This window comes from Pseudomonas sp. BN505 (assembly GCF_029873175.1).
GTDB lineage: Bacteria > Pseudomonadota > Gammaproteobacteria > Pseudomonadales > Pseudomonadaceae > Aquipseudomonas > Aquipseudomonas putida.
Genome location: NZ_SSOI01000067.1, coordinates 18879 through 39226, shown reverse-complemented (window position 1 = coordinate 39226; position 20348 = coordinate 18879). Strand labels below are relative to the sequence as shown.

Annotated in this window: 19 protein-coding genes; 12 read left to right on the top strand and 7 right to left on the bottom strand. The window is 62.8% G+C overall.

Features of this window, described 5'->3' with window-relative positions; all coding sequences use genetic code 11:
* The first annotated feature begins 58 nt into the window (after positions 1-58).
* The 6 genes from dsbA (at position 59) to E8E78_RS22560 (ending at position 6632) form a co-directional block, all read left to right on the top strand.
* Entirely contained in the window at positions 59-691 is a 633-nt protein-coding gene (gene dsbA / locus E8E78_RS22585; RefSeq protein WP_016497421.1) for a thiol:disulfide interchange protein DsbA, read from the top strand.
* Positions 692-703: 12 nt separating this feature from the next.
* Positions 704-1558, top strand: a complete 855-nt coding sequence (locus E8E78_RS22580) for an endonuclease/exonuclease/phosphatase family protein (RefSeq protein WP_084966195.1) — start codon at positions 704-706, stop codon at positions 1556-1558.
* 27 nt (positions 1559-1585) lie between these two features.
* Positions 1586-3511 (top strand): GGDEF domain-containing protein, encoded by a 1926-nt coding sequence (locus E8E78_RS22575; protein ID WP_280312731.1) that lies wholly within the window; start codon positions 1586-1588, stop codon positions 3509-3511.
* A gap of 94 nt (positions 3512-3605) precedes the next feature.
* Positions 3606-4001 (top strand): hypothetical protein, encoded by a 396-nt coding sequence (locus E8E78_RS22570; protein WP_049273073.1) that lies wholly within the window; start codon positions 3606-3608, stop codon positions 3999-4001.
* Positions 4002-4066: 65 nt separating this feature from the next.
* Entirely contained in the window at positions 4067-4855 is a 789-nt protein-coding gene (locus E8E78_RS22565) for an N-acetylmuramoyl-L-alanine amidase (protein WP_016497424.1), read from the top strand.
* Between the two features lie 172 nt (positions 4856-5027).
* Positions 5028-6632, top strand: a complete 1605-nt coding sequence (locus E8E78_RS22560) for an EAL domain-containing protein (protein WP_049273074.1) — start codon at positions 5028-5030, stop codon at positions 6630-6632.
* Between the two features lie 38 nt (positions 6633-6670).
* On the opposite strand, the gene E8E78_RS22555 is transcribed toward E8E78_RS22560, so the two are convergent.
* Together E8E78_RS22555 and algB are read right to left on the bottom strand one after the other, a co-directional pair.
* Positions 6671-8452: a KinB sensor domain-containing domain gene (locus tag E8E78_RS22555; RefSeq protein ID WP_049273076.1), complete on the bottom strand. Its 1782-nt coding sequence runs from the start codon at positions 8450-8452 to the stop codon at positions 6671-6673.
* Positions 8449-9795 (bottom strand): sigma-54-dependent response regulator transcription factor AlgB, encoded by a 1347-nt coding sequence (gene algB / locus E8E78_RS22550; RefSeq protein WP_049273077.1) that lies wholly within the window; start codon positions 9793-9795, stop codon positions 8449-8451. The genes E8E78_RS22555 and algB overlap by 4 nt, the downstream gene beginning before the upstream one ends.
* Positions 9796-10005: 210 nt before the next feature.
* Here algB and E8E78_RS22545 point away from each other — a divergent pair, with 210 nt between their 5' ends.
* The 6 genes from E8E78_RS22545 to E8E78_RS22520 all read left to right on the top strand — a co-directional run bounded on the left by E8E78_RS22545 (position 10006) and on the right by E8E78_RS22520 (position 15511).
* On the top strand, positions 10006-10827 hold the full coding sequence (locus E8E78_RS22545) for a BON domain-containing protein (protein WP_059395863.1): 822 nt from the start codon (positions 10006-10008) through the stop codon (positions 10825-10827).
* Positions 10828-11001: 174 nt separating this feature from the next.
* Positions 11002-11292: a hypothetical protein gene (locus E8E78_RS22540; protein WP_049273081.1), complete on the top strand. Its 291-nt coding sequence runs from the start codon at positions 11002-11004 to the stop codon at positions 11290-11292.
* A gap of 43 nt (positions 11293-11335) precedes the next feature.
* Positions 11336-11497 (top strand): DUF1328 domain-containing protein, encoded by a 162-nt coding sequence (locus E8E78_RS22535; protein ID WP_003252966.1) that lies wholly within the window; start codon positions 11336-11338, stop codon positions 11495-11497.
* A gap of 2 nt (positions 11498-11499) precedes the next feature.
* Entirely contained in the window at positions 11500-11970 is a 471-nt protein-coding gene (locus E8E78_RS22530; protein WP_041167476.1) for an inhibitor of vertebrate lysozyme family protein, read from the top strand.
* A 744-nt stretch (positions 11971-12714) separates the two neighbouring features.
* A complete protein-coding gene (gene gltP, locus E8E78_RS22525; protein ID WP_016497431.1) occupies positions 12715-14043 on the top strand; it encodes a glutamate/aspartate:proton symporter GltP in 1329 nt (442 codons plus the stop codon).
* A gap of 238 nt (positions 14044-14281) precedes the next feature.
* Positions 14282-15511, top strand: coding sequence for a spore maturation protein (locus E8E78_RS22520; protein ID WP_016497432.1), 1230 nt, complete (start codon positions 14282-14284; stop codon positions 15509-15511).
* Here E8E78_RS22520 and E8E78_RS22515 read toward each other — a convergent pair.
* The 5 genes from E8E78_RS22515 to E8E78_RS22495 form a co-directional block, all read right to left on the bottom strand.
* Positions 15493-16128, bottom strand: a complete 636-nt coding sequence (locus E8E78_RS22515; RefSeq protein ID WP_049273088.1) for an ABC-type transport auxiliary lipoprotein family protein — start codon at positions 16126-16128, stop codon at positions 15493-15495. The genes E8E78_RS22520 and E8E78_RS22515 overlap by 19 nt on opposite strands.
* Positions 16125-17063 (bottom strand): MlaD family protein, encoded by a 939-nt coding sequence (locus E8E78_RS22510; RefSeq protein WP_016497434.1) that lies wholly within the window; start codon positions 17061-17063, stop codon positions 16125-16127. The genes E8E78_RS22515 and E8E78_RS22510 overlap by 4 nt, the downstream gene beginning before the upstream one ends.
* Before the next feature lie 3 nt (positions 17064-17066).
* Positions 17067-17858 carry an ATP-binding cassette domain-containing protein gene (locus E8E78_RS22505; RefSeq protein WP_049273090.1) on the bottom strand — a complete coding sequence of 264 codons (792 nt, stop codon included), beginning with the start codon at positions 17856-17858 and terminating at the stop codon, positions 17067-17069.
* Complete coding sequence (locus tag E8E78_RS22500) at positions 17855-18988, bottom strand: MlaE family lipid ABC transporter permease subunit (protein ID WP_049273091.1); 1134 nt, start codon at positions 18986-18988, stop codon at positions 17855-17857. The genes E8E78_RS22505 and E8E78_RS22500 overlap by 4 nt, the downstream gene beginning before the upstream one ends.
* 214 nt (positions 18989-19202) lie before the next feature.
* The gene (locus E8E78_RS22495) at positions 19203-20228 is read right to left on the bottom strand and encodes a DUF5924 family protein (protein ID WP_049273093.1); all 1026 of its coding nucleotides are present in this window, start codon (positions 20226-20228) and stop codon (positions 19203-19205) included.
* Between the last annotated feature and the right edge of the window lie 120 nt (positions 20229-20348).

The following is a 20348-nucleotide window of genomic DNA, read 5'->3' as shown; positions in this document are numbered from 1 at the left end:
CCGGCCTGTCTCAGTGCAGGTAGGGTCGTGGCGACCTATGACTGCTCAGGAGTAAAGCATGCGTAAACTGATTCTCAGCGCCGCGCTGGTCGCTGCCAGCGTATTTGGTATGACTGCCGTCCAGGCCGCCGAGCCTGTTGCTGGCAAGGAATACCTCGAGCTGAGCAACCCTGTTCCAGTTTCCGTGCCTGGCAAGATCGAAGTGGTCGAGCTGTTCTGGTACGGCTGCCCACACTGTTACCACTTCGAGCCGACCATCAACCCGTGGGCTGAAAAGCTGCCGGCTGACGTCAACTTCAAACGTGTTCCTGCCATGTTCGGTGGCCCATGGGACGCACACGGCCAGATGTTCCTGACCCTCGAAGCCATGGGCGTCGAGCACAAGGTGCATGCTGCCGTCTTCGACGCCATCCAGAACCAGAAAAAGCGCCTGACCGACCCGCAGGACATGGCCGACTTCCTCGCCACCCAGGGTGTGGACAAGGACAAGTTCCTCGCTACCTTCAATTCGTTCGCCATCAAGGGCCAGGTCAACCAGGCCAAGGAACTGGCGAAGAAGTACGAAATCACCGGCGTACCGAGCTTGGTCGTCAACGGCAAGTACCGCTTCGACCTGGGTACCGCTGGCGGGCCGGAAGGCGTACTGAACGTCGCCGACCAGCTGATCGCCAAGGAGCGCGCCGCCAAGTAGGCGGCGTAACCCATGCCCCGCTTCAAAACTACGCGTGGCATTGGCCTGCACCAGCCGCAGGTCAACGAGCATCACCTGCAGGCCTCCGGCTTGCCCGAGGATGGTCGCCTGCGGCTGCTCAGCTTCAACATCCAGGTCGGCATCAGCACCGAGCGCTACCGGCATTACCTGACCCGCAGCTGGCAGCACTTGCTGCCGCACAACGGGCGTGCCGGCAACCTGCAGAAAATCGGTGATTTGCTGGGCGACTTCGACCTGGTGGCCTTGCAGGAAGCCGACGGTGGCAGCCTGCGCTCAGGCTATGTAAACCAGGTCGAGCACCTGGCTCATCTGGGGGCCTTCCCCTACTGGTACCAGCAACTCAACCGCAACCTCGGGCGTTTCGCCCAGCACAGCAATGGCGTGCTCAGCCGCCTGAAGCCGCAAGCGCTCGAAGACCACCCGTTGCCTGGCCCGGCCGGCCGTGGGGCGATCCTGGTGCGTTTTGGCGAAGGCGAAGATGCGCTGATCGTGGTGATGATGCACCTGGCGCTTGGCGCCAAGACCCGCGCCCTGCAACTGGGCTACATCCGCGAGTTGATTGGCGGTTACCGTCACCAGGTGCTGATGGGAGACATGAACACCCATGCCACCGACCTGCTGGAGCACTCGCCGCTGCGCGACTTGGGCCTGATCGCCCCGCAAGTCGAGGCGACTTTCCCCAGCTGGCGCCCCCAGCGTTGCCTGGACCATATCCTGCTCAGCCCAAGCCTCACGCTTGAGCGTGTCGAGGTGTTGGCGCGGCCGATTTCCGACCACCTTCCCGTCGCTGTCGAGATTCGATTGCCTGATGCATTGACTGTGGATACGCTGCCGGTCTTGAGCTAATTGCCATCACCGTTTGCGGACCCGGGCATGACTGAAGACGCTGAGCGCTGGAAAGAAAAATACCTTAAAAGCATCGAGCAGCAAGAAAAGCTCGAGCGCCGTTGGGACGCCCGTCTCGACCTGCTGCGTCGCGGCCTGGTGCGCAGCACCCTGGCTGCCGAAGGCAGTGACAAGGTGGTGGACGCGTGCATGAAGGAAATGCGCGAGGTTATCCGCAGTGACAACATGGACGCCGGCCTCGCCGGGTTGATTCCGCGCCTTGAGAAAGCGGTGCTGGATTCCGAACAGCGCCGGGAAACCCGCATGAACCAGGTCAGCGATGCGCTGACCGCGCTGGTCGGCCAGCTGCAAGGCTTGCCGCTGCCCAGCGATATCTCGCGGCCATTGAAAAAGCTCGCAAAAAAACTTGATGGTGGCGTTGCCCAGTCCCGCGACCTGCCGCCCCTGCTGGGCGAGCTGAGCGGCTTGCAGGGCCTTGCACTGTCGGCCCTCGGCAAACCCGGGGACGAAACCCGGCCCGGCTTTTTGCAACGCCTGTTCGGTAGCCGCGAGGATGAGCCACAAGGCGAGCCCGCGCCCGCGCCGGCAGCGGTGCCTGCTGCTGAGGCGCCCCCGGCTGCACAGCACAGTATCGAAGCCCCCCAGCCAGACGATGTGGATGCGCTGCAACCGCTTTCAGCCTATAGCGCCGAAGCGACCGTAACGCCCGAACCTGAGCTGGAGGTATCCGGCCCGGCGTTGATCGAAACAATTGACGCCCCGGCTGCCCAGCCACTGCCACAGGAAGAAGCGCCCGAGCCGGAAGCGGCCGTCAGCGAACCCTTGGCAGAAGTACAACCGGCACAACCACTTGAAGAAACCTTTGGCGAAGACGGCCCCTATGCCCTGCCCTACGCCGTAGAGCCGCCCTACAGCCAGGTTGCTGCGCACATCGAGAAGACCCTGATCGGCCTGCTCGATGACCTGAGCCTGCCCGAGCGGCACAAGGCCCAGGCGCTGGACATGCGCGAGCGCGTTGCCCGGGGCCTGAACTGGTACGAGCTGATCCCGGTGCTGGATGACCTCGCCGTGCTCATGCTGGCGATCACCGACAGTGGCCAGCACGAGTTCGAAACCTACCTGCAGCAACTCAATGAGCGCCTCGAAGGCTTCCAGAGCCACCTGCACGAGGCCAGCGCCGGCCATGCCGACAACAGCTCCGCCGCTCGCGAGCTGGACACCCAGTTGCGCGAGCATGTCGATGGGTTGCAAAGCAGTGTGCAGGGCGCTGTCGACGTCGATAGCCTCAAGCACATCCTGGAAAACCGCCTGGAAGGCCTGCTGGTCACCATGGACGAGCACAAGCACGAGCGGGACCGCCGCGAGCAAGAGCTGGCGGGGCGCCTGCAAGGGCTGTCGGAACGGGTGGCGAACATGGAGCACGAAGCGCTCGGTTACCGCGAGCACCTGGAAGAGCAACGCCAGAAAGCCCTGCTCGACCCCCTGACCGGTCTGCCCAACCGCGCGGCCTGGAGCGAGCGGGTCGAGCGCGAAATAATCGAATGGCAGGAGAATGGTGGCCATCTGGCCATGGCGATCCTCGACCTGGATCATTTCAAGCGCATCAACGACAGTTATGGGCATCTGGCCGGGGACAAGGTGTTGAAGATTGTCGCCGACCAGCTGCGCAAGCGCCTGCGGGGCCGTGACTTCATCGCCCGCTTCGGTGGCGAGGAATTCGTCCTGCTGCTGCCACAGACATCACCGGCCGCCGCTGCTCAAATGGCGGAAACAATGCGGGCCACGGTGGAAGCCTGCCCGTTCCACTTCAAGGGCGAGCGGGTGGTGATTACCACCTCCATCGGCCTGGGTGCGTTCCGCTCCGGCGAGCGCGGCGACCAGGTGCTCAAGCGCGCTGATGCGGCGCTGTACCGGGCCAAGGAGCAGGGGCGCAACCGCGTCGAGCAGGGGTAGATAGTTACCGCGCCCTGGGTCGTGCGTGGATCGACACTGGCAGGCCTGGCTGGCAAGTGGCTGGCCAACGTCGATCCACACAAGGAACCGAAACATGAAAATTCGAGCATGCTGCGTGGCGCTCATGATCGGGCTCGCCTTCCAGGCCGGCGCCCACGCCCAGGAAACCTTGCTGACAGCACATGTAGCCGCAGATGGCACGCTACTGCAACAGTCCCCTCAATGGATCAGTAGCGTTGAACTACAAGCACAGCCCAACTACTTCAATCAGTACAAAATCTTGCTCAAGCCTTCCGCTATGCCAGGAAACCCACGTTTCTGCGTAGCTTCGCCCATCGATGCAAGTAGCTATGATCGGCAGCTGCATGGCCAGGCGAAGGTCATCGGCGCTCCACGCGCCAGTCATGTAACCGTGATGACCCAGTTGCTGGACATGCCAGGCGCAAGCGGCGACAACGCGCTGGAGTTCATGCTGATGTGCAGCCGCTGACTCGCGGCAAGCGCGGCCATGGGGAGCACGTTATACTGTAGCGCTCATTCGCTGAGGCCACTGACGTGCTTTCCACGCTGAAAAAAACGCTGATTTCCTTTTTGCTGTTATCTGTCGCCGGTTGCTCGACGGGCCTGCGCATCGACCGCAGCCACCCCTCGGCCAACCAGGACAACCGCATCCAGTTCGTTGTCCTGCATTACACCAATGCTTCGCTGGAGCGCTCGCTCGCGTTGCTCACCCATGGTGAGGTCAGCAGCCATTACCTGATCGGCGACGGCCCTGCGACGGTGTATCAACTGGTGGATGAAAACCGCCGTGCCTGGCATGCCGGCGACAGCCAGTGGCAGGGGCGCACTTGGCTGAACTCCTCGTCCATTGGCATCGAGATCGTCAACCCTGGGTTCACCGACACACCCAATGGCCGGGTCTGGCACCCTTACAGCGAAGCGCAGGTCCAGTCGCTGATTGCGCTGCTCAAGGACATCGTAAAGCGCAACAACATCGAACCGCGGCACATCATTGGTCACAGTGATATCGCTCCATCACGCAAGCTGGACCCGGGGCCGCTGTTCCCGTGGAAGCGCCTGGCCGATGCCGGGCTGGGTATCTGGCCAGATGCCAACGCCGTGGCACGGCAGCAGGCCTACTTCAGCGTCAACCCGCCGAGCATTGGCTGGTACCAACAGGAACTGGCGCGGTTTGGCTATCAAATCGAGCAGACCGGGGTGCTGGATGTTGCCACCCGCCATGTGATCACTGCGTTCCAGATGCGCTTCCGCCCGCAGCGCTTCGACGGCATGCCCGATGCGCAGACGGCGGCGATGCTGCAGGTGCTCAACCGCATGCGTTGAGCCCTCTAGGCGCAACCGTTTTGCACCATCCCACAGTGATCGCGCAAACCTTTGGGTTTTAATAGGGCAGCCGCCCCCACAAAAAAACAGTGTGGCGTGCAGCGAAGTGCCAGACGGTGAGGGTGATTCTCGATTCAGTTGCTATACCTTAGTTATCAACTGGATGCCTTTGATGTCAGCCATCATCACCTTGCTGCGCCAAATTTTTTACCGTCCCTGGATGCTGGCCACGTTGGCAGCGCTGGCCAGCGCGGCCCTGTTGCTCTCTGCCAGCATCGGTATTGCCCTGCAACAGATGAAGCAAAGCGAGAGCGAACAGATGAACGCCCAGGGTGAGCGTTTTCTCGACCGCCTCGAACAAGTGTTTGGCCAGCTGCGTGAAGGGGTAGACCTGTTGCAGGCACAGCCCTTGCGTGGTTGCAGCCCAGCGATGCTGGCGGCGTTGCAGCAGGTGGGGCTGAGTTCGCGGTTCATTTATGAAGCGGCTTACGTGGATGGTGATATCGCCTGCTCCAACCGTGGTGATGAGCGGGCGTTCGAACCTTTACGGGCACCGGATATCCAGGGGCCGACCTACAGCTACTGGTTGAACACCACCACCGAACCGAACGAGAACCTGGCTGCGCTCATGCTAGGCCGGGGCCAGTTCGTGGTCTCCACCTCGCGCGGGCACCTGACCGATGTGGTCGATCTGCCTCCGGGCGGCAGCCTGGTGGTGGTGCTGGATAACGGTGCCCGCGCCATCCCCGTGCTGGGGCCGCCACAAGTTTGGCCGCCGCCCTCGGCCTGGTCGACAAGCCACAAGTCGCTACTTGAACTCAGCGACCGCCTGATCTACCGCATGCCGACCAAGTCGCCGGATTACCAACTGGTGCTGATTGCCCCGCGGGCCAGCCTGCCATTGAGGATGAACGGCATGCTCTGGCTGCTGTTCCCCGGCAGTGTGTTGGCGGCTTGCTGCATTGGTTGGCTGGTGCTGCAATTGATCCTGCAGCGGCGGTCGATGAGCTCGGAGTTGCAGCATGCCTTGCGTCGCGGGGAGCTGCAGGTGTTGTACCAGCCGATCTTCGAACTCGACAGCCGGCGCTGCGTGGGTGCCGAAGCGCTGGTGCGCTGGCGGCGCCCGGACGGCACCCTGACCAGCCCGGACTTGTTCATCCCGCTGGCGGAAAACACCGGGCAGATTCGCCAGATCACCGACTTTGTCCTGCAGCGCGTGCTCGAACAGCTGGGCCAGTTGCTGCGCTCTCACCCCAAACTGTACATATCGGTGAACCTGGCCGCCTGCGATGTGATGGTGCCGCGTATCGGCCGGGTGGCGGCGCGCCTGCTGGCCTTGCATCGGGTGGCGCCCAGCCAGATTGCCTTCGAGGTCACCGAGCGAGGCCTGGTGGATGTGGTGGTGGCCCGTGACAACCTGCAAGCGCTGCGCGCTTCGGGGCATCAGGTGCTCATCGACGACTTTGGTACAGGCTATTGCAGCCTGGCCTACCTGCAGACCCTCCCGGTGGACTGCCTGAAGATCGACAAGGCGTTCATCGACGCGCTTGGCCACGATGCCGCCAGCAGTGGCGTTGCTCCGCATATCATCCGCATGGCCCATGACCTTCACCTGCGGGTGATAGCAGAAGGCATCGAGTGTGAAGACCAGGCGGTGCTGCTGAACAGTGAAGGGGTCAATTACGGCCAGGGCTGGCTGTTTGCCCGGCCGCTGAACGCCAGGCAGTTTGCCGAGCTGGTAACCCGCGGGCAGCTACCACGACGCGCAGAGCACTGAGTAATCCTGCCCGGCGATGAGGCCGGTGCAGGCGACTGTCAAACCGGCAGCGCCATATAGAACTGGGTCCCCTGCCCGGGCCGGGAAAACACACCCATCCGCCCGCCATGCAGCTGCACGATTTCTTTGCACAACGCCAGCCCCAGCCCAGCGCCCCCTTTCTTGCGGCCTACCTGCACGAAGGGCTCGAAGATGCGCCCCTGCTGCCCGTAGGCAATGCCCTCGCCGTTGTCCTCGACACTGATGATCACCCGCTCCGCATGCCGTCTTGCATGCAAACGGATACGCCCGCCGTTGGCGGTATGGCGGATGGCGTTGTGCAGCAGGTTGTCCAGCACCCGGTCCAGCTGGGCGGCATCAGCCCGCAGGCGCGGCAGCGGCGGTTCCAGCTCCTTGGTCAACTCGATCTGCTTGTGTGCCGCCTGCTCGGCAAAACGCAGTTGCGCCCGTTCCAGCAGTTCGTCAAGGGCGCAGGGGGCGAGATCGAGTTTCTGCAGCCCGCTCTGGTAGCGGGAGAAGTTGAGCAGGTCGTTGATCAGCTGGGTCAGGCGCTGCATTTCTTCGCCGATGGTTTCCAGCAGGTCGTTTTCGCGCGCCTCGGCAGGGAACTTGACCCGCTCGCGCAACAGGCCGAATGCCATGTGCATGCCGGTGACCGGGGTGCGTAGCTCGTGGGAAGCACGTAGCACGAACTCGCTGCGCACGCGTTCGAATGCCCGCTGCTCGGTCACATCGTGCAGCACCATCACTGCGCCAAGGATCGGGCCCTGCGGGTGGCTGACCGGGGTGAGGCTGTAGGTGAGCAGGCGCGCTTCTTCATCGACCTCCATGTTCAAGTCGTCCGGCGGCCGGTCCAGGCTGCCGCCGCGCAGCACCTGGCGCAGCTGCTGCTCCAGTTCCGGGCGCTGCAGGGCCTCGGCCAGGCTGCTGCCCACGCGGCTGTGGTTCCAGCCCAGTTGGCGTTGCGCCACCGGGTTGAGGTGCTCCAGGCGACCTTGGCGGTCGATGATCAGCAGGCCGTCGTCGATGCTGTCGAGCACGGCCTGCAGCCGCTGCTGGCCGGCCAGCAGCTCGTCGACGTTGGTGGCCTGGTGCTTGCGCAAGGCATCGGCCATGAGGCCGAAGCGGCGGGTCAGCTGGTTCAGCTCGGTGGCCTGGGTGACTGGCAGGGTGACGTCGAAATTACCTTTGCCCAGCTGGTCGGCCGCCTTGGCCAAGGCTTCGATCGGCTGGCCGAACCGCCGGGCGATGTTGTGCGCGGTAATAAAGCCCAGTACCAGCACCACCAGTCCCATCAGGCCAAGCACCCCACTGACCAGCAATGCGCGGTCCCGGGTGCGTTCCTCGCTACGGGTGATCAGGTCCAGGGCCTGCCTGTGGGAGTCGATCAGGTCGGTACGCACCTGGTTGAAGGCCGCACCCAGCGGTTGGTCGATACCCATGCTGCGGGCGGGCGCGGGGCTGTCGCGGTACGCCAAGAGGAAGGCCTGGTAGTTACTGCTGGCCTTGCTGAATCCGGTGCGTTCACCGCCTTGCTCCAGGCCTTGATTGAGCAGGGCCTGGAAGTTGTCCTGCAGCACCCGCAGGCTCTCCGGCGCCGTGCCTTCGTCAAGGATCAGGGTGAGCTGTTCGCCAAGGTTCTGCCGCAACTTCAGGCCCACTTCCAGGGCGTGAGTGGTCTCCTGTACCAGCCGCTGTTGCACCGTGGCCATTTGCAGCACGCTGAACAGGCCCAGCATAAGCCCGAGCAAGGCCACCGTGACCAGCGCCGAGATGCTGAGGAAAAGCCGCGTGCGCAGCTTCATGGGTGGCCACTTCATAGGTTGTACTGCTTGCGCTTGCGGTACAGGGTGGAAGCGTCGATACCCAAGGTCTTGGCTGCTTGGTCCAAGGTATCGCTGGCGGCCAGCACCGCGCCTATATGGGCGCGCTCCAGCTCATCCAGGCTCAGTGCGGCGCCCACGCGCGGGGCATTGCCGGCAGGCTGTTCGCCCATGCCCAGGTGGCTGATTTCCACACGTTCCTGCGGGCAGATGATGCTGGCCCGCTCTACCACGTTACGCAGTTCGCGAATGTTGCCGGGCCAGCGGTAGTTGAGCAGGGCCGAGCGTGCTTCGTCGCTGAAGCCCCGGGCGGGGCGGGAGTATTCCTTGACGAAGCGGGCGAGGAAGCGGTCAGCCAGGGTCAGGATGTCCTCGCTGCGCTCGCGCAGGGGCGGCAAGTGCAAGGTAATGACATTGAGGCGGTACAGCAGGTCTTCGCGGAAGCGGCTTTCTCGCACCATCTCTTCGAGGTTGAGGTTGGTGGCGGCCAGAATGCGTACATCGGCGCGCCGGGTAACCGGGTCACCGACGCGCTCGTATTCCTTGTCCTGAATGAACCGCAGCAACTTGGGCTGCAAGGCCAGCGGAAAATCGCCGATCTCGTCAAGAAAAAGCGTGCCCCCGTCGGCCTGGCTGACCCGCCCAAGGGTACTTTCGCTGGCGCCGGTGAAGGCGCCGCGGGTGTGGCCGAACAGTTCGCTTTCCATCAGCTCGGCGTTCAGCGACGGGCAGTTGATGGTCACGCAGGCTTTGCGTGCACGCTTGCTCCAGCCATGGATGGCCCGGGCCAGCTCGCCTTTACCGGTGCCGGACTCGCCCAGGATGAGGATGTTGGCGTCGGTGGTAGCGACCTGGCGGGCGGTTTCCAGCACCGCCATCATGGCCGGTGTGTGCGAGTCGAGGCCGTCCTTGGGTTTGCGAACTTCACCTTCCAGTGCCTCCAGGCGCGCTGAAAGCTGGCGCACTTCCAGCTGCTTGGCGGTGGCCAGGCGTAGCTGGTCGGGGCTGCAGGGCTTGACCAGGTAGTCGGCGGCGCCGGCCTGGATGGCGTCCACCGCCGTGTCGATCGCCGAGTGCGCGGTGACAATCACAACGCGCATCCAGGGTGCCTGGATGCGCATCTGCGCCAGTACGTCGAGGCCGTTGTCCTCGCCCAGGCGTAAATCGAGGAAGCACAGGTCGAATACTTGGCGCTGCAGCAAGGTTTCGGCCTGGGCGGCGCTGTTGGCCGTGGCCACGCTATAGCCCTCGTCTTCCAGGCAATAGCGGAAGGTGCGCAGGATCGCGGACTCGTCATCCACCAGCAGAATGCGGCCTTGGTTGTCCTGGGCTGATTCCATTTCCTGCGCTCCTTAAGGATAGATCTTCATATAGTGTGGGAAAAATCGGGCAAGTTGCATGGTCAATTCTGAAGGATTCTGTCCTTTGCATGCTAGCCAATGGCCAAATGATGCCTGCAGACCGCGATATTCCAATGATTTGCTTAGAGGCACGCGGTGGCACATTGGTTGCGATGATTTTCAGATTTTGCCTACGAAGGAGGCACTGCCATGCCCTTTTACCTGCGTACAGCTGTTTTGGCAGCCACCCTGCTGCCAATCTTTACCCCGGCCTTCGCCGACCCTGTGAAGGACGCGCGCCTGGAAGGCGCCCTGCAAACCGCGCTGTCATTGAACCGCATGCTCAACCCATTTCGTATCAAGGTAGAAGTGGACGGCAAGCAGGCGCGGCTTGCAGGTGAGGTGGAGAACGAGGTCGAGCGGCAGCTGGCTGAAGATGTGGCCCGGGCTACCCGGGGCATCGAACAGGTGGAGAACCAGCTGCAGGTCAATGCCCAACTGGTTGAGCGCCCGCTGGAGCTACGTGCCTACGCCCAACGCCTGGAGGACGCCACCCTGGCGGCCGTGATCCGTGCCCGGCTGTTGTGGAGCCGCACCACCGAAAAGGCACCTATAGAAGTACAAAGCAGTGACGGTGTGGTGACGTTGCGCGGCAGGGTCGACAGTGCCGAAGCCAAGGAGCTGGCAGGCGTGGTGGCGCGTACCACCGACGGCGTACACCTGGTCAACAACCTGGTCAGCCTGGATACCGCGGCCATGGCCAAGGCGCGGGAAATGCCAGTGGGCGCGCCAACCGGGCCGCAGCCGAGTGACAGCTGGATCATCGACAAGATCCAGAACAGCTACCGCTTCAGCCGCAATCTCGATGGCCTGAACCTGAAAGTGGCCAGCGAAGCGGGGATGGTGCGGCTGTCGGGCGAGGTAGTCAGCGCTGAGCAGAAAACCATCGCCGTGGAGATCGCCCGGCAGATCATCGGTGTACGCGGTGTGGATGCCGACTTGCTCAAGGTGGCGACCAAGGTGGAAGGCTGATCGTGCAATTCGCACGACCCCACGGGCCCCATCGTGCAGGATACGCGCTTGGGGACCATCTGCTATCTGGTTAAGTAATTGATTTATAAGGATTTAATTTAATTAACGAGGCTGGCATGCAGGCTGCAATTACCTGTTCAGGTTTGAACAAAAATTACAGCAGGAGGAGCCGGCATGAACCGCCAATCCGTCAATCGCTCGCAGATCGCCGCACTGCCCCTGCGCCAGATGCTGACACTCGGCATGGCGCTGCTGCTGACCTTGGCCGCTGGCCTCTTTTATTACAGCTGGCAGACCGCGCGCCTGGCTGAGCAGGTAGCAGCGCAGACTGCACTGTTGACGCAGATTCAGGCAACCCGTGCCAATACCCTGGTCAAGGCCGCTGACCCGCTGCCCGCTGGCCAGGCGACTGCCTCCCCGGCCACCTTGGAAAATGTCGTACCACAGGACCGTTGGGTCTTCTGACCTGCCGATCCGGACCGATTCTGAAAAAGAAAGGAGAACCACCATGCTGAGTTGGGCTATCACTTTCCTCATCATCGCCATTGTCGCTGCCGTACTGGGCTTCGGTGGTATCGCCGGCGCTGCGACGGGTATCGCGAAGATCCTGTTCATTGTCTTCCTGGTGCTGTTCGTAGCCTCCTTCTTCTTTGGACGTGGACGAGGTTGAAGATGAGCAGGATGCTTTCAACAGCCCTGGCTGCCGCCCTGCTGATGGGTGGCAGTGCGGCGGCGATGGCGGCCAATGACGGCCAGGTCCGGGTCGACCAGTTGCTCGGCTCGGACCCGGAGTACCGGGAAACCTGGCAGGACACAATCAAGGGCGAGGAACGCCTGCCTGATTGGGTGGTCAACCTGACCGGCAGTGCCCAGCAGCAGATGTCCGCCGTGACCGAAGATGGCGACAAGTACCTGGTAGGCCCGCTGTGTGAGTCGCAGGACAACTGCACCTACAAGCGGCTGATCGTTGCATTCAGCTGGGACAAGGATGATGCCTACGGGATGCTCGTGGAGGTACCCGAAGGCTTGCCGAGTGACAAGTCGCCTACTCGCCATGCGCAGTACCGCTGGCTGGGCGAACCCGACGACGGCATGAAGGCAATGCTGCAGGAGCAGCTCAAGCGTGACCCGAACTGGTACTGAGCATTTGTTGCCGGTACGGATGAAAGGTCACCGACTGTCACGTAATAGAAGCTGAAACTTTCTATATTTCAGCCTTCTATGATGCGCCGCCCCGAGGAGGGGCAGCACATGACCAAGGGGCCGGGCTGTTCTGATTGTTGCAGGATCGGAGTGGCCTAGGGGTACAGGGAGTGCCTCCAGCGATGGGCCGGGTCAGGAAAGGCGGAATCGGAAGTCTCAGGTCGGCGGTGTCAAAGAGATACCTGAGCCGATCTGGCTTCCGAGGAGCCCTGCAGAAAACACCTCTTCTCTTGCGCGATTTTTACCTTGAGACACATTTTGTCTCGACCGCACGTCAATTTTTTTCGACCTCAATGACGCGTCTTCAAGTGTCATTTCCGCCATTCGGATTGTCGAACAGGCCATCATCCATCTCCATCCCATACCGTCAAATCTGCCGAAATATGGCGGTTTGGTCTTGTTCGGGATTCCGAACGTTATAAATCAAGCACTTGCGAGCGCCCTATTTTCGTGCGAACCGGTATGCGAAAACGGTATGGGGTATGCGTTTCCGGCATTAGATTTCCCCCCTTGCCATCGCAATAGTTGCCGCCTTTTTCGCTGGCCAGAGCGCCCTGTCGCTCGCCTGCGCTGTCCTTACATGAAGTCGCCGGATGGATTGATTTGCTGCCCGTGACCTGGCCAATGGCTCTGTCACGGGCGTTTTCGTCCGGTGCCATGACCACTAGAACAAAGGGTAAAGACATGAAGAAGGCAAAACTGAGCCTCGCCTGGCAGATCGTTATCGGTCTGGTCCTGGGCGTTGCAATCGGCGCGCTGCTGAACCACTTCAGCGCGGAAAAGGCCTGGTGGATCAGCAACGTCCTCCAGCCCGCCGGTGACATCTTCATTCGCCTGATCAAGATGATCGTCGTCCCGATCGTGATTTCGTCGCTGATCGTGGGTATCGCCGGGGTTGGCGATGCGAAGAAACTGGGCAGCATCGGCCTGAAGACCATCATCTACTTCGAAGTGGTGACTACCATCGCCATCGTCGTGGGTTTGGTGCTGGCCAACCTGTTCCACCCGGGCGCCGGTATCGACATGAGCACCCTGGGTACCGTGGACATCTCCAAGTACCAGGCCACTGCGGCTGAGGTGCAGCATGAGCACGCGTTCATCGAAACCTTGCTGAATCTGATCCCGTCGAACATCTTCGCAGCGCTGATGCGTGGCGAAATGCTGCCGATCATCTTCTTCTCGGTCATGTTCGGCCTGGGCCTTTCGAGCCTGCAGGCAGAGCTGCGCGACCCACTGGTACGCACCTTCCAGGCCGTCTCGGAAACCATGTTCAAGGTCACCCACATGATCATGAACTACGCCCCGATCGGCGTGTTCGCCCTGATCGCCGTGACCGTGGCCAACTTCGGCTTCAGCTCGCTGCTGCCGCTGGCCAAGCTGGTACTGCTGGTGTACTTCGCCATCGCCTTCTTCGCCTTCATGGTGCTGGGCCTGGTGGCCCGCGTGTTCGGCTTCTCGGTGATCAAGATCATGCGCATCATGAAAGATGAGCTGATCCTGGCCTACTCCACCTCCAGCTCCGAAACCGTGCTGCCGCGCGTGATCGAGAAAATGGAAAAGTACGGCGCGCCGAAGTCGATCTGCTCGTTCGTGGTACCGACCGGCTACTCCTTCAACCTTGACGGTTCCACCCTGTACCAGAGCATCGCGGCCATCTTCATCGCCCAGCTGTACGGTATCGACCTGTCGTGGAGCCAGCAGCTGCTGCTGGTGCTGACCCTGATGGTCACCTCCAAAGGCATCGCTGGCGTGCCGGGCGTATCGTTCGTGGTCCTGCTGGCTACCCTGGGCAGCGTGGGCATCCCGCTGGAGGGCCTGGCCTTCATCGCCGGTGTCGACCGCATCATGGACATGGCCCGTACCGCGCTGAACGTGGTGGGCAACGCCCTGGCGGCACTGGTCATCGCGCGCTGGGAAGGCATGTACGACGCGGCCAAGGGCGAGAAGTACTACGCCTCGCTGATGGCCGACAAAAAGGAAGCTGTAGTCGCTGGCGAAACCGCCAAGCGCTGAGCCTGATGGCAGCTTGACCAAGAGCCCCGACCTGTCGGGGCTTTTTGTTGTCTGTGAGATCTTGGGCCGCGTTGCGGCCCTATCGCGACGCAAGGCCCCTCCCACAAGGGCGGGCGTTCACCGATCTTTGTGGGAGCGGCCTTGTGTCGCGATACGAGGGACGCAGCCTTCGCCTGCGATCGCCAGTCAGGGGCTGCGATACGCTATCATTCGAGCATTTTTCAGGGGGTACACGCGGATGCTCAACGGCCTTTGGCTTGGCTTTTTCCTGGTGGCGGCGGTGTCCGCCCTGGCCCAATGGCTGGTAGGCGGCAACGCTGGCATCTTCGCGGCAATGGTCGAAAGCATCTTTGCCATGGCCAAGCTGTCGGTCGAGGTGATGGTGCTGCTGTTCGGCACCCTGACCCTGTGGCTGGGCTTTCTGAAGATCGCCGAGAAGGCCGGTATCGTCGAATGGTTGGCCAAGGTGCTGGGCCCGCTGTTTGCCCGGCTGATGCCTGAGGTACCGCCCGGCCACCCTGCCCTGGGCCTGATTACCATGAACTTCGCCGCCAACGGCCTGGGCCTGGACAACGCCGCCACGCCGATTGGCCTGAAGGCCATGCGCGCACTGCAGGAGCTGAACCCCAGCAGCACCACCGCGAGCAACGCGCAGATCCTGTTCCTGGTGCTCAACGCCTCGTCGCTGACGCTGCTGCCGGTCACCATCTTCATGTACCGGGCCCAGCAGGGCGCGCCCGACCCGACCATGGTGTTCCTGCCAATACTGCTGGCGACCAGCGTCTCGACCCTGGTCGGCCTGCTGTCGGTGGCTGTGATGCAGCGCCTGCGCCTGTGGGACCCGGTGGTGCTTGCCTACTTCATCCCCGGCGCTTTGCTGCTGGGCGGTTTCATGGCGTTTCTTGGCACCCTGTCGGCCGCCGCGCTGGCTAGCCTGTCATCGATCCTGGGCAACCTCACGCTGTTTGGCGTGATCATGCTGTTCCTGGTGATTGGTGCCATGAGGCGGGTGAAGGTGTATGAAGCCTTTGTCGAAGGCGCCAAGGAAGGCTTCGACGTGGCCAAGAACCTGCTGCCGTACCTGGTGGCGATGCTGGTGGCGGTGGGTGTGCTGCGCGCCTCTGGCGCCCTGGAGCTGGCCCTGGACGGTATCCGCCATGCGGTGAACTGGATGGGCCTGGATACCCGCTTCGTCGAGGGCCTGCCCACCGCGCTGGTCAAGCCGTTCTCCGGCAGCGCAGCTCGGGCCATGCTGATCGAGACCATGCAGACCCAAGGCGTGGACAGCTTCCCGGCCCTGGTAGCGGCAACGATTCAAGGCAGCACCGAAACCACCTTCTACGTACTGGCCGTGTACTTTGGCGCCGTGGGCATCCAGCGCGTGCGCCATGCGGTGGGTTGCGCACTGCTGGCCGAGTTTTCCGGGGTGATTGCGGCGATTTTCATCTGCTACTGGTTCTTCGCCTGAACCTTCAGTTGAGCCTGGTTGGCCTGGCCAATGGTCCAACCCACCACCTGCCCCACCAGCTGGTCGCTGGCCTGGCCGAAGCCGGCGACCACCGCTGACACCTGCTTGTCGGCCAGCGGCTGGCGGATCTCGAAGCGCTTGCTGGCCAGGATACGCTGGGTGCGGCCCTGGACCAGGCGCGCGTCGTAGCGGATCACCACCTCCACTGCCCCGCCCGGGCGGTATTCACTCTGAAACGCCTGCAGCTCGCCAGCCAGCTCGTAGTCGGCCTGCAGGTTGCTGTCGTCGGCGCTCAGGCGCTGCACCTGGCCGTCACGCTGAAAACCATCGAGCAGGCGGTTGCGCAGCAGCACCGGGGCCGCATCGCTCCAGCGCGCCCCCTTGTAACTGCTGACCACATCGCCCTGGGGGATGACGGCAATGCGCGGCCCCGCCAGCACTTCACTGGCCAGCGGCTTGTTCAGGCGCAAGGACCAGTCCAGCGGCGCCGCCGTGCGGCTGGGCTGGTTTACCGGCAGGCGATAGAGGTCGAAGGGTTCGGTCTTGGGCAGGATTGAGCAGGCACTGGCCAGGCTAAGTGCGGCCGCGAGAGCCAGCAGGCGCATCGACGGTTTCATGGCTGGAACTCCTTGTTGTTGTCGCGGCCGAGCAGGTAGCCGCTCGGGTCGGCCTCCAGTTGCCGGGAAATGCCTTTTAGCGCGTTGAGGGTTTCGCGCAGCTCGCGAATGGCCGGGGTGAGCTGGTTCAGGCCCTGGGCGCCATCGCCGATGGCCTCGCTGTTGTTTTTCAGCAAGTTGTTGATGGTGGCAGTGCTTTCGGCGAGGGATTGCATGGCCTGTTCGGCACTGCCGATTGCCTGCTTGCCATCGCTGGCCAGCAGGCCGTTGGCATTGCGCATCAGTGCCTGGGTTTCGGCCAACGTGGCACTGGCCTGCTTGCCCACCTGCACCAGTTGCTCGATGGCCTGGGCGATGCTGCCGTGCTGGCCGGCGAAGGCACCCGTGGTCTTGTCGAGGTTGGCCAAGGTGCTGCTGAGGTGGCCAATGTTGTCTTCGGAGAACATCTGGTTGGCGTTGTGCAGCAGCAGGTTGATGTTGGTGACCAGGTCACTGCTGTCGTTGAGCAGTCGCGAGATCGGCGACGGCGAGGCAATGATCACTGGCAGCTTGCCATCCTTGCCTTTCAGTTCCGGGCTTTGCGGGGTGCCGCCGCTGAGCTGGATGAACGAGTTGCCTGTCACGCCGGCCAGGGTCAGCTTGGCCTGGGTGTCTTCTTTTACCGGGGTGTCGCCGCTCAGGCGCACCCGGGCCAGTACCCGGCGCGGGTCTTTCGGGTCCAGTCGCAGGGTGGATACATCGCCCACCTTGATACCGTTGTACTGCACCGGGCTGCCGCGCGACAGACCGGAAACGGCTTCGTTGAACACCACTTCGTAATCCTTGAAGGCGTCATCGACGCTGGACTTGGTCAGCCAAAGGCCGAACAGCATGGCACCAGCCACCACCAGGACGGTGACCAGGCCGATAAGAACGTGATGGGCTCGGGTTTCCATTGCTCAGCGCTCCTGCCCGGCACGGGTGGCGGCCTGCTCGGCGGCGCGCCCGCGTGGGCCGTGAAAGTATTCTTGAATCCAGGCGTCGTTGGTCTGTTCGACCTCGGCCAGCGGGCCGGCCACCAGGACCTTTTTCTGCGACAGCACCGCGATGCGGTCGGTAATGGTGTAAAGGGTGTCGAGGTCGTGTGTGATGAGGAACACCGACAAGCCCAGTGCATCGCGCAGGGTCAGGATCAGCTGGTCGAACGCGGCGGCGCCGATCGGGTCCAGGCCGGCGGTGGGCTCGTCGAGAAACAGGATGTCCGGGTCCAGTGCCAAAGCACGGGCCAGCGCTGCACGCTTGATCATGCCCCCCGACAGCGAGGACGGGTACTTGTCGGCGGCGGAAATGGGCAACCCGGCCAGGGCCAGCTTCACGCCGGCCAGGTGCTCGGCATCGGCGCGGGACAGCCCGGCGTGTTCGATCAACGGCAACGCTACGTTCTCGGTGACGGTAAGCGAAGAGAACAGCGCGCCCTTCTGGAACAGCACGCCGAAGCGCCGTTCCACCAGCGAGCGCTGCTCTTCGCCAAGGCCCGCGAGGTCCTGGCCGAACACCTTGATCAGCCCCTCATTGGGCCGGCGCAGGCCAATGATGCTGCGCAGCAGTACCGACTTGCCGCTGCCCGAACCGCCGACCACGGCCAGGATTTCACCACGGTACAGGTCCAGGTCCAGGTTTTCATGCACAACTTGGGAGCCGAAGCGGTTGCAGATGCCGCGGGCTTCGATCACTTTTTCCCGGTCATTCACCAGCCCATCTCCATGAAGAACAGGGCGGCCACGGCGTCCAGCACGATGACCACGAAAATTGACTGCACCACCGCCGAGGTGGTGTGTGCGCCCACCGATTCGGCGCTGCCGCTGACCTTGAAGCCTTCGAGGCAGCCGATGGCGGCGATCAGGAAGGCAAAGAACGGGGCCTTGGCCAGGCCCACCAGGAAGTGCTGCACGCCGATATCGCTTTGCAGCAGCGACAGGAACATGGCCGGTGAGATGTCCAGCGACAGGGCGCAGACCACTGCGCCGCCGACGATGCCGCAGATCATCGCGATGAAGGTGAGCAAGGGCAGCGTAATCAGCAACGCCAGTACCCGTGGCACCACCAGCAGCTCCATGGGGTTCAGGCCCAGGGTGCGGATGGCGTCGATTTCTTCGTTGGCCTTCATCGAGCCGATCTGCGCTGTGAAGGCGCTGGCGGTGCGGCCGGCCATGAGGATGGCGGTCAGCAGCACGGCGAACTCGCGCAGGAACGAGAACGCCACCAGGTCGACGGTGAAAATGGTCGCGCCGAACGCGGCCAGCACCGTGGCACCGAGGAAGGCCACCACCGCGCCTACCAGGAAGGTCAGCAAGGCGACGATAGGGGCTGCGTCCAGCCCGGTTTGCTCGATATGTGCAACAACCGGCGTGAGGCGCCAGCGGTGCGGTGTGAGGGCGCGGCGCAGCAGGGTTTCGAGGATGACCCCGATGAAGCCCAGCAACTGCATGGAGTCTTGCCACAGGGTGCCGACGGCACGGCCGATGCGTTCCAGCAGCATCAGCAGTACGTTGCGCTCGGGCTCCTTGACCGGGATGCAGTAGTCCTGGACCGAGCAGTAGACGTTTTTGAGCAGTGCGCGGCTGGCTTCGGGCAGGTCTTCGGTGCAGTGTGACAGGCGCTCGGAGCCAAGCAGCTCGGCCAGAAGCGATGCCCCGGCGGTGTCCAGGCGGCCCAGTTGGCTGAGATCGGCGACGGTGTCGGCAGGGTATTGGGCGCGCAGCTGCTCGCTCTCGCGCCTGAGGCTGGCGTAGTGCGCCAGGGTCCAGTCACCGGTTATGCGCAGGCGGGCCGGTTGGCTGCTGGCGTCCAGGGTGGCGCTGGGGGTGGTCATAGGCTCCATGCAATTGACTCGGCGCTAAGGCTTAGGGGCTGATCATAGCGCAGCAGACATGGGCTGTTTGGTGATTATGTGCTGTCTCTTGGTTCGGCATCGCGACCTGTAAGAGCAGCCTTGTGCTGCGAAGAGGCCGTGAGCGCCCACAAAAGTGGTTTGCGGTACAGGCCCCTTCGCAGCACAAGGCTGCTCCTACACAGGTAATGCGTAAGCATGGATTTCAACTTCCAGCCGGTGCATCGTCAACCACCTTGAAGCGCAGTACGCCAATCACCTGGCCATCTTCGGTCAGCACCCTGACCTGCCATTTGCCCACCGGGTTTGGCGGGAAATTCTGCTTGTGGGTCCAGGCCCGGTAGCCTTCCTTGCGCCCGCCGTGAATGTCCAGGGCGATGCGGTCAACTTCCTTACCGTCCTTTTGCCACACATGGTAGATCCGCTCGTTCAGGCCGCGGGGTGCGTTGATGGCCGTGTAGGCATAGAGGCCACTGCTGCGGATGCGGCTGGCGGCAATCTCGTCCAGCGACTCGCCTGGCTGGCGGTTCAGCACTTCGGTACTCACCGCCACCTCGGTCATCCACAGGGTGGCCGGCGGTACCCAGGAGCGCAGCAGCCAGCCCCCGGCACCGACCGACAGGGTAACCAGTACCAGCGCCACGGCGCGGCGCCAGTTGTTGATCGGGAAGCTGCTGGCCAGGCTGGGGAACGACAGGGCCATGGCCGCGATCAGGGCCAGCTTGAAGCTTTGCGCGGTGGTCAGATGCAGGATGATCGGCAGTGCGGTCAGCAGGGCGGCGAACAGCGTCAGGGTATGCAGCGCCAGGAACAGCCAGCGCCGCCGTGCCAGCCACTTGTAGTACAACGGGTCGATGATCGAAATCAGGCCCGCGGCGCCGAGCAAGCCGGTGAATACCAGCTGGCCGCTGTTCCAGGTGGTGGTGATGAAGAAGAACGGCAGCACGAAGAACAGCGTTTCCTGGTGGATCATCTGCGTCGCGTAGCGCAACAGCGGCTGCGGGATTTCGCGGTTGAAGGTGCGCGCGAACAGGCCAGTGAGGGTGTTTTCCAGCATCAGCCAGACCCAGCTGACCAGCATGAGTACGGCAACCCAGCTGGCCAGGCCGGCCTGGCGGTCGACCAGGATGAAGCTGCCGATACCGGAGAGGAAACCGCCGAGCGCGATGATGCCGGGGTAGCGTTTGAGCAGTTCGATGATGCGCTGGACGATATGGGGGATTTGGGGCATTGGGGGCTACAACAGAAAGGATGAGGTGGCTGTACGGCCCCTTCGCGGGCTTGCCCGCTCCCACAGGGTTCGGCGATAACGCCCGCGAAGGGGCCGGTACTGGCAAAAGGATACCGCCGA

Bases quoted from the DNA above. Each gene is read 5' to 3' on its own strand.
- dsbA (WP_016497421.1), top strand. From the start codon at position 59: ATGCGTAAACTGATTCTCAGCGCCGCGCTGGTCGCTGCCAGCGTATTT.
- E8E78_RS22580 (WP_084966195.1), top strand. From the start codon at position 704: ATGCCCCGCTTCAAAACTACGCGTGGCATTGGCCTGCACCAGCCGCAG.
- E8E78_RS22575 (WP_280312731.1), top strand. From the start codon at position 1,586: ATGACTGAAGACGCTGAGCGCTGGAAAGAAAAATACCTTAAAAGCATC.
- E8E78_RS22570 (WP_049273073.1), top strand. From the start codon at position 3,606: ATGAAAATTCGAGCATGCTGCGTGGCGCTCATGATCGGGCTCGCCTTC.
- E8E78_RS22560 (WP_049273074.1), top strand. From the start codon at position 5,028: ATGTCAGCCATCATCACCTTGCTGCGCCAAATTTTTTACCGTCCCTGG.
- E8E78_RS22555 (WP_049273076.1), bottom strand. From the start codon at position 8,452: ATGAAGTGGCCACCCATGAAGCTGCGCACGCGGCTTTTCCTCAGCATC.
- algB (WP_049273077.1), bottom strand. From the start codon at position 9,795: ATGGAATCAGCCCAGGACAACCAAGGCCGCATTCTGCTGGTGGATGAC.
- E8E78_RS22545 (WP_059395863.1), top strand. From the start codon at position 10,006: ATGCCCTTTTACCTGCGTACAGCTGTTTTGGCAGCCACCCTGCTGCCA.
- E8E78_RS22540 (WP_049273081.1), top strand. From the start codon at position 11,002: ATGAACCGCCAATCCGTCAATCGCTCGCAGATCGCCGCACTGCCCCTG.
- E8E78_RS22535 (WP_003252966.1), top strand. From the start codon at position 11,336: ATGCTGAGTTGGGCTATCACTTTCCTCATCATCGCCATTGTCGCTGCC.
- E8E78_RS22530 (WP_041167476.1), top strand. From the start codon at position 11,500: ATGAGCAGGATGCTTTCAACAGCCCTGGCTGCCGCCCTGCTGATGGGT.
- gltP (WP_016497431.1), top strand. From the start codon at position 12,715: ATGAAGAAGGCAAAACTGAGCCTCGCCTGGCAGATCGTTATCGGTCTG.
- E8E78_RS22520 (WP_016497432.1), top strand. From the start codon at position 14,282: ATGCTCAACGGCCTTTGGCTTGGCTTTTTCCTGGTGGCGGCGGTGTCC.
- E8E78_RS22515 (WP_049273088.1), bottom strand. From the start codon at position 16,128: ATGAAACCGTCGATGCGCCTGCTGGCTCTCGCGGCCGCACTTAGCCTG.
- E8E78_RS22510 (WP_016497434.1), bottom strand. From the start codon at position 17,063: ATGGAAACCCGAGCCCATCACGTTCTTATCGGCCTGGTCACCGTCCTG.
- E8E78_RS22500 (WP_049273091.1), bottom strand. From the start codon at position 18,988: ATGGAGCCTATGACCACCCCCAGCGCCACCCTGGACGCCAGCAGCCAA.
- E8E78_RS22495 (WP_049273093.1), bottom strand. From the start codon at position 20,228: ATGCCCCAAATCCCCCATATCGTCCAGCGCATCATCGAACTGCTCAAA.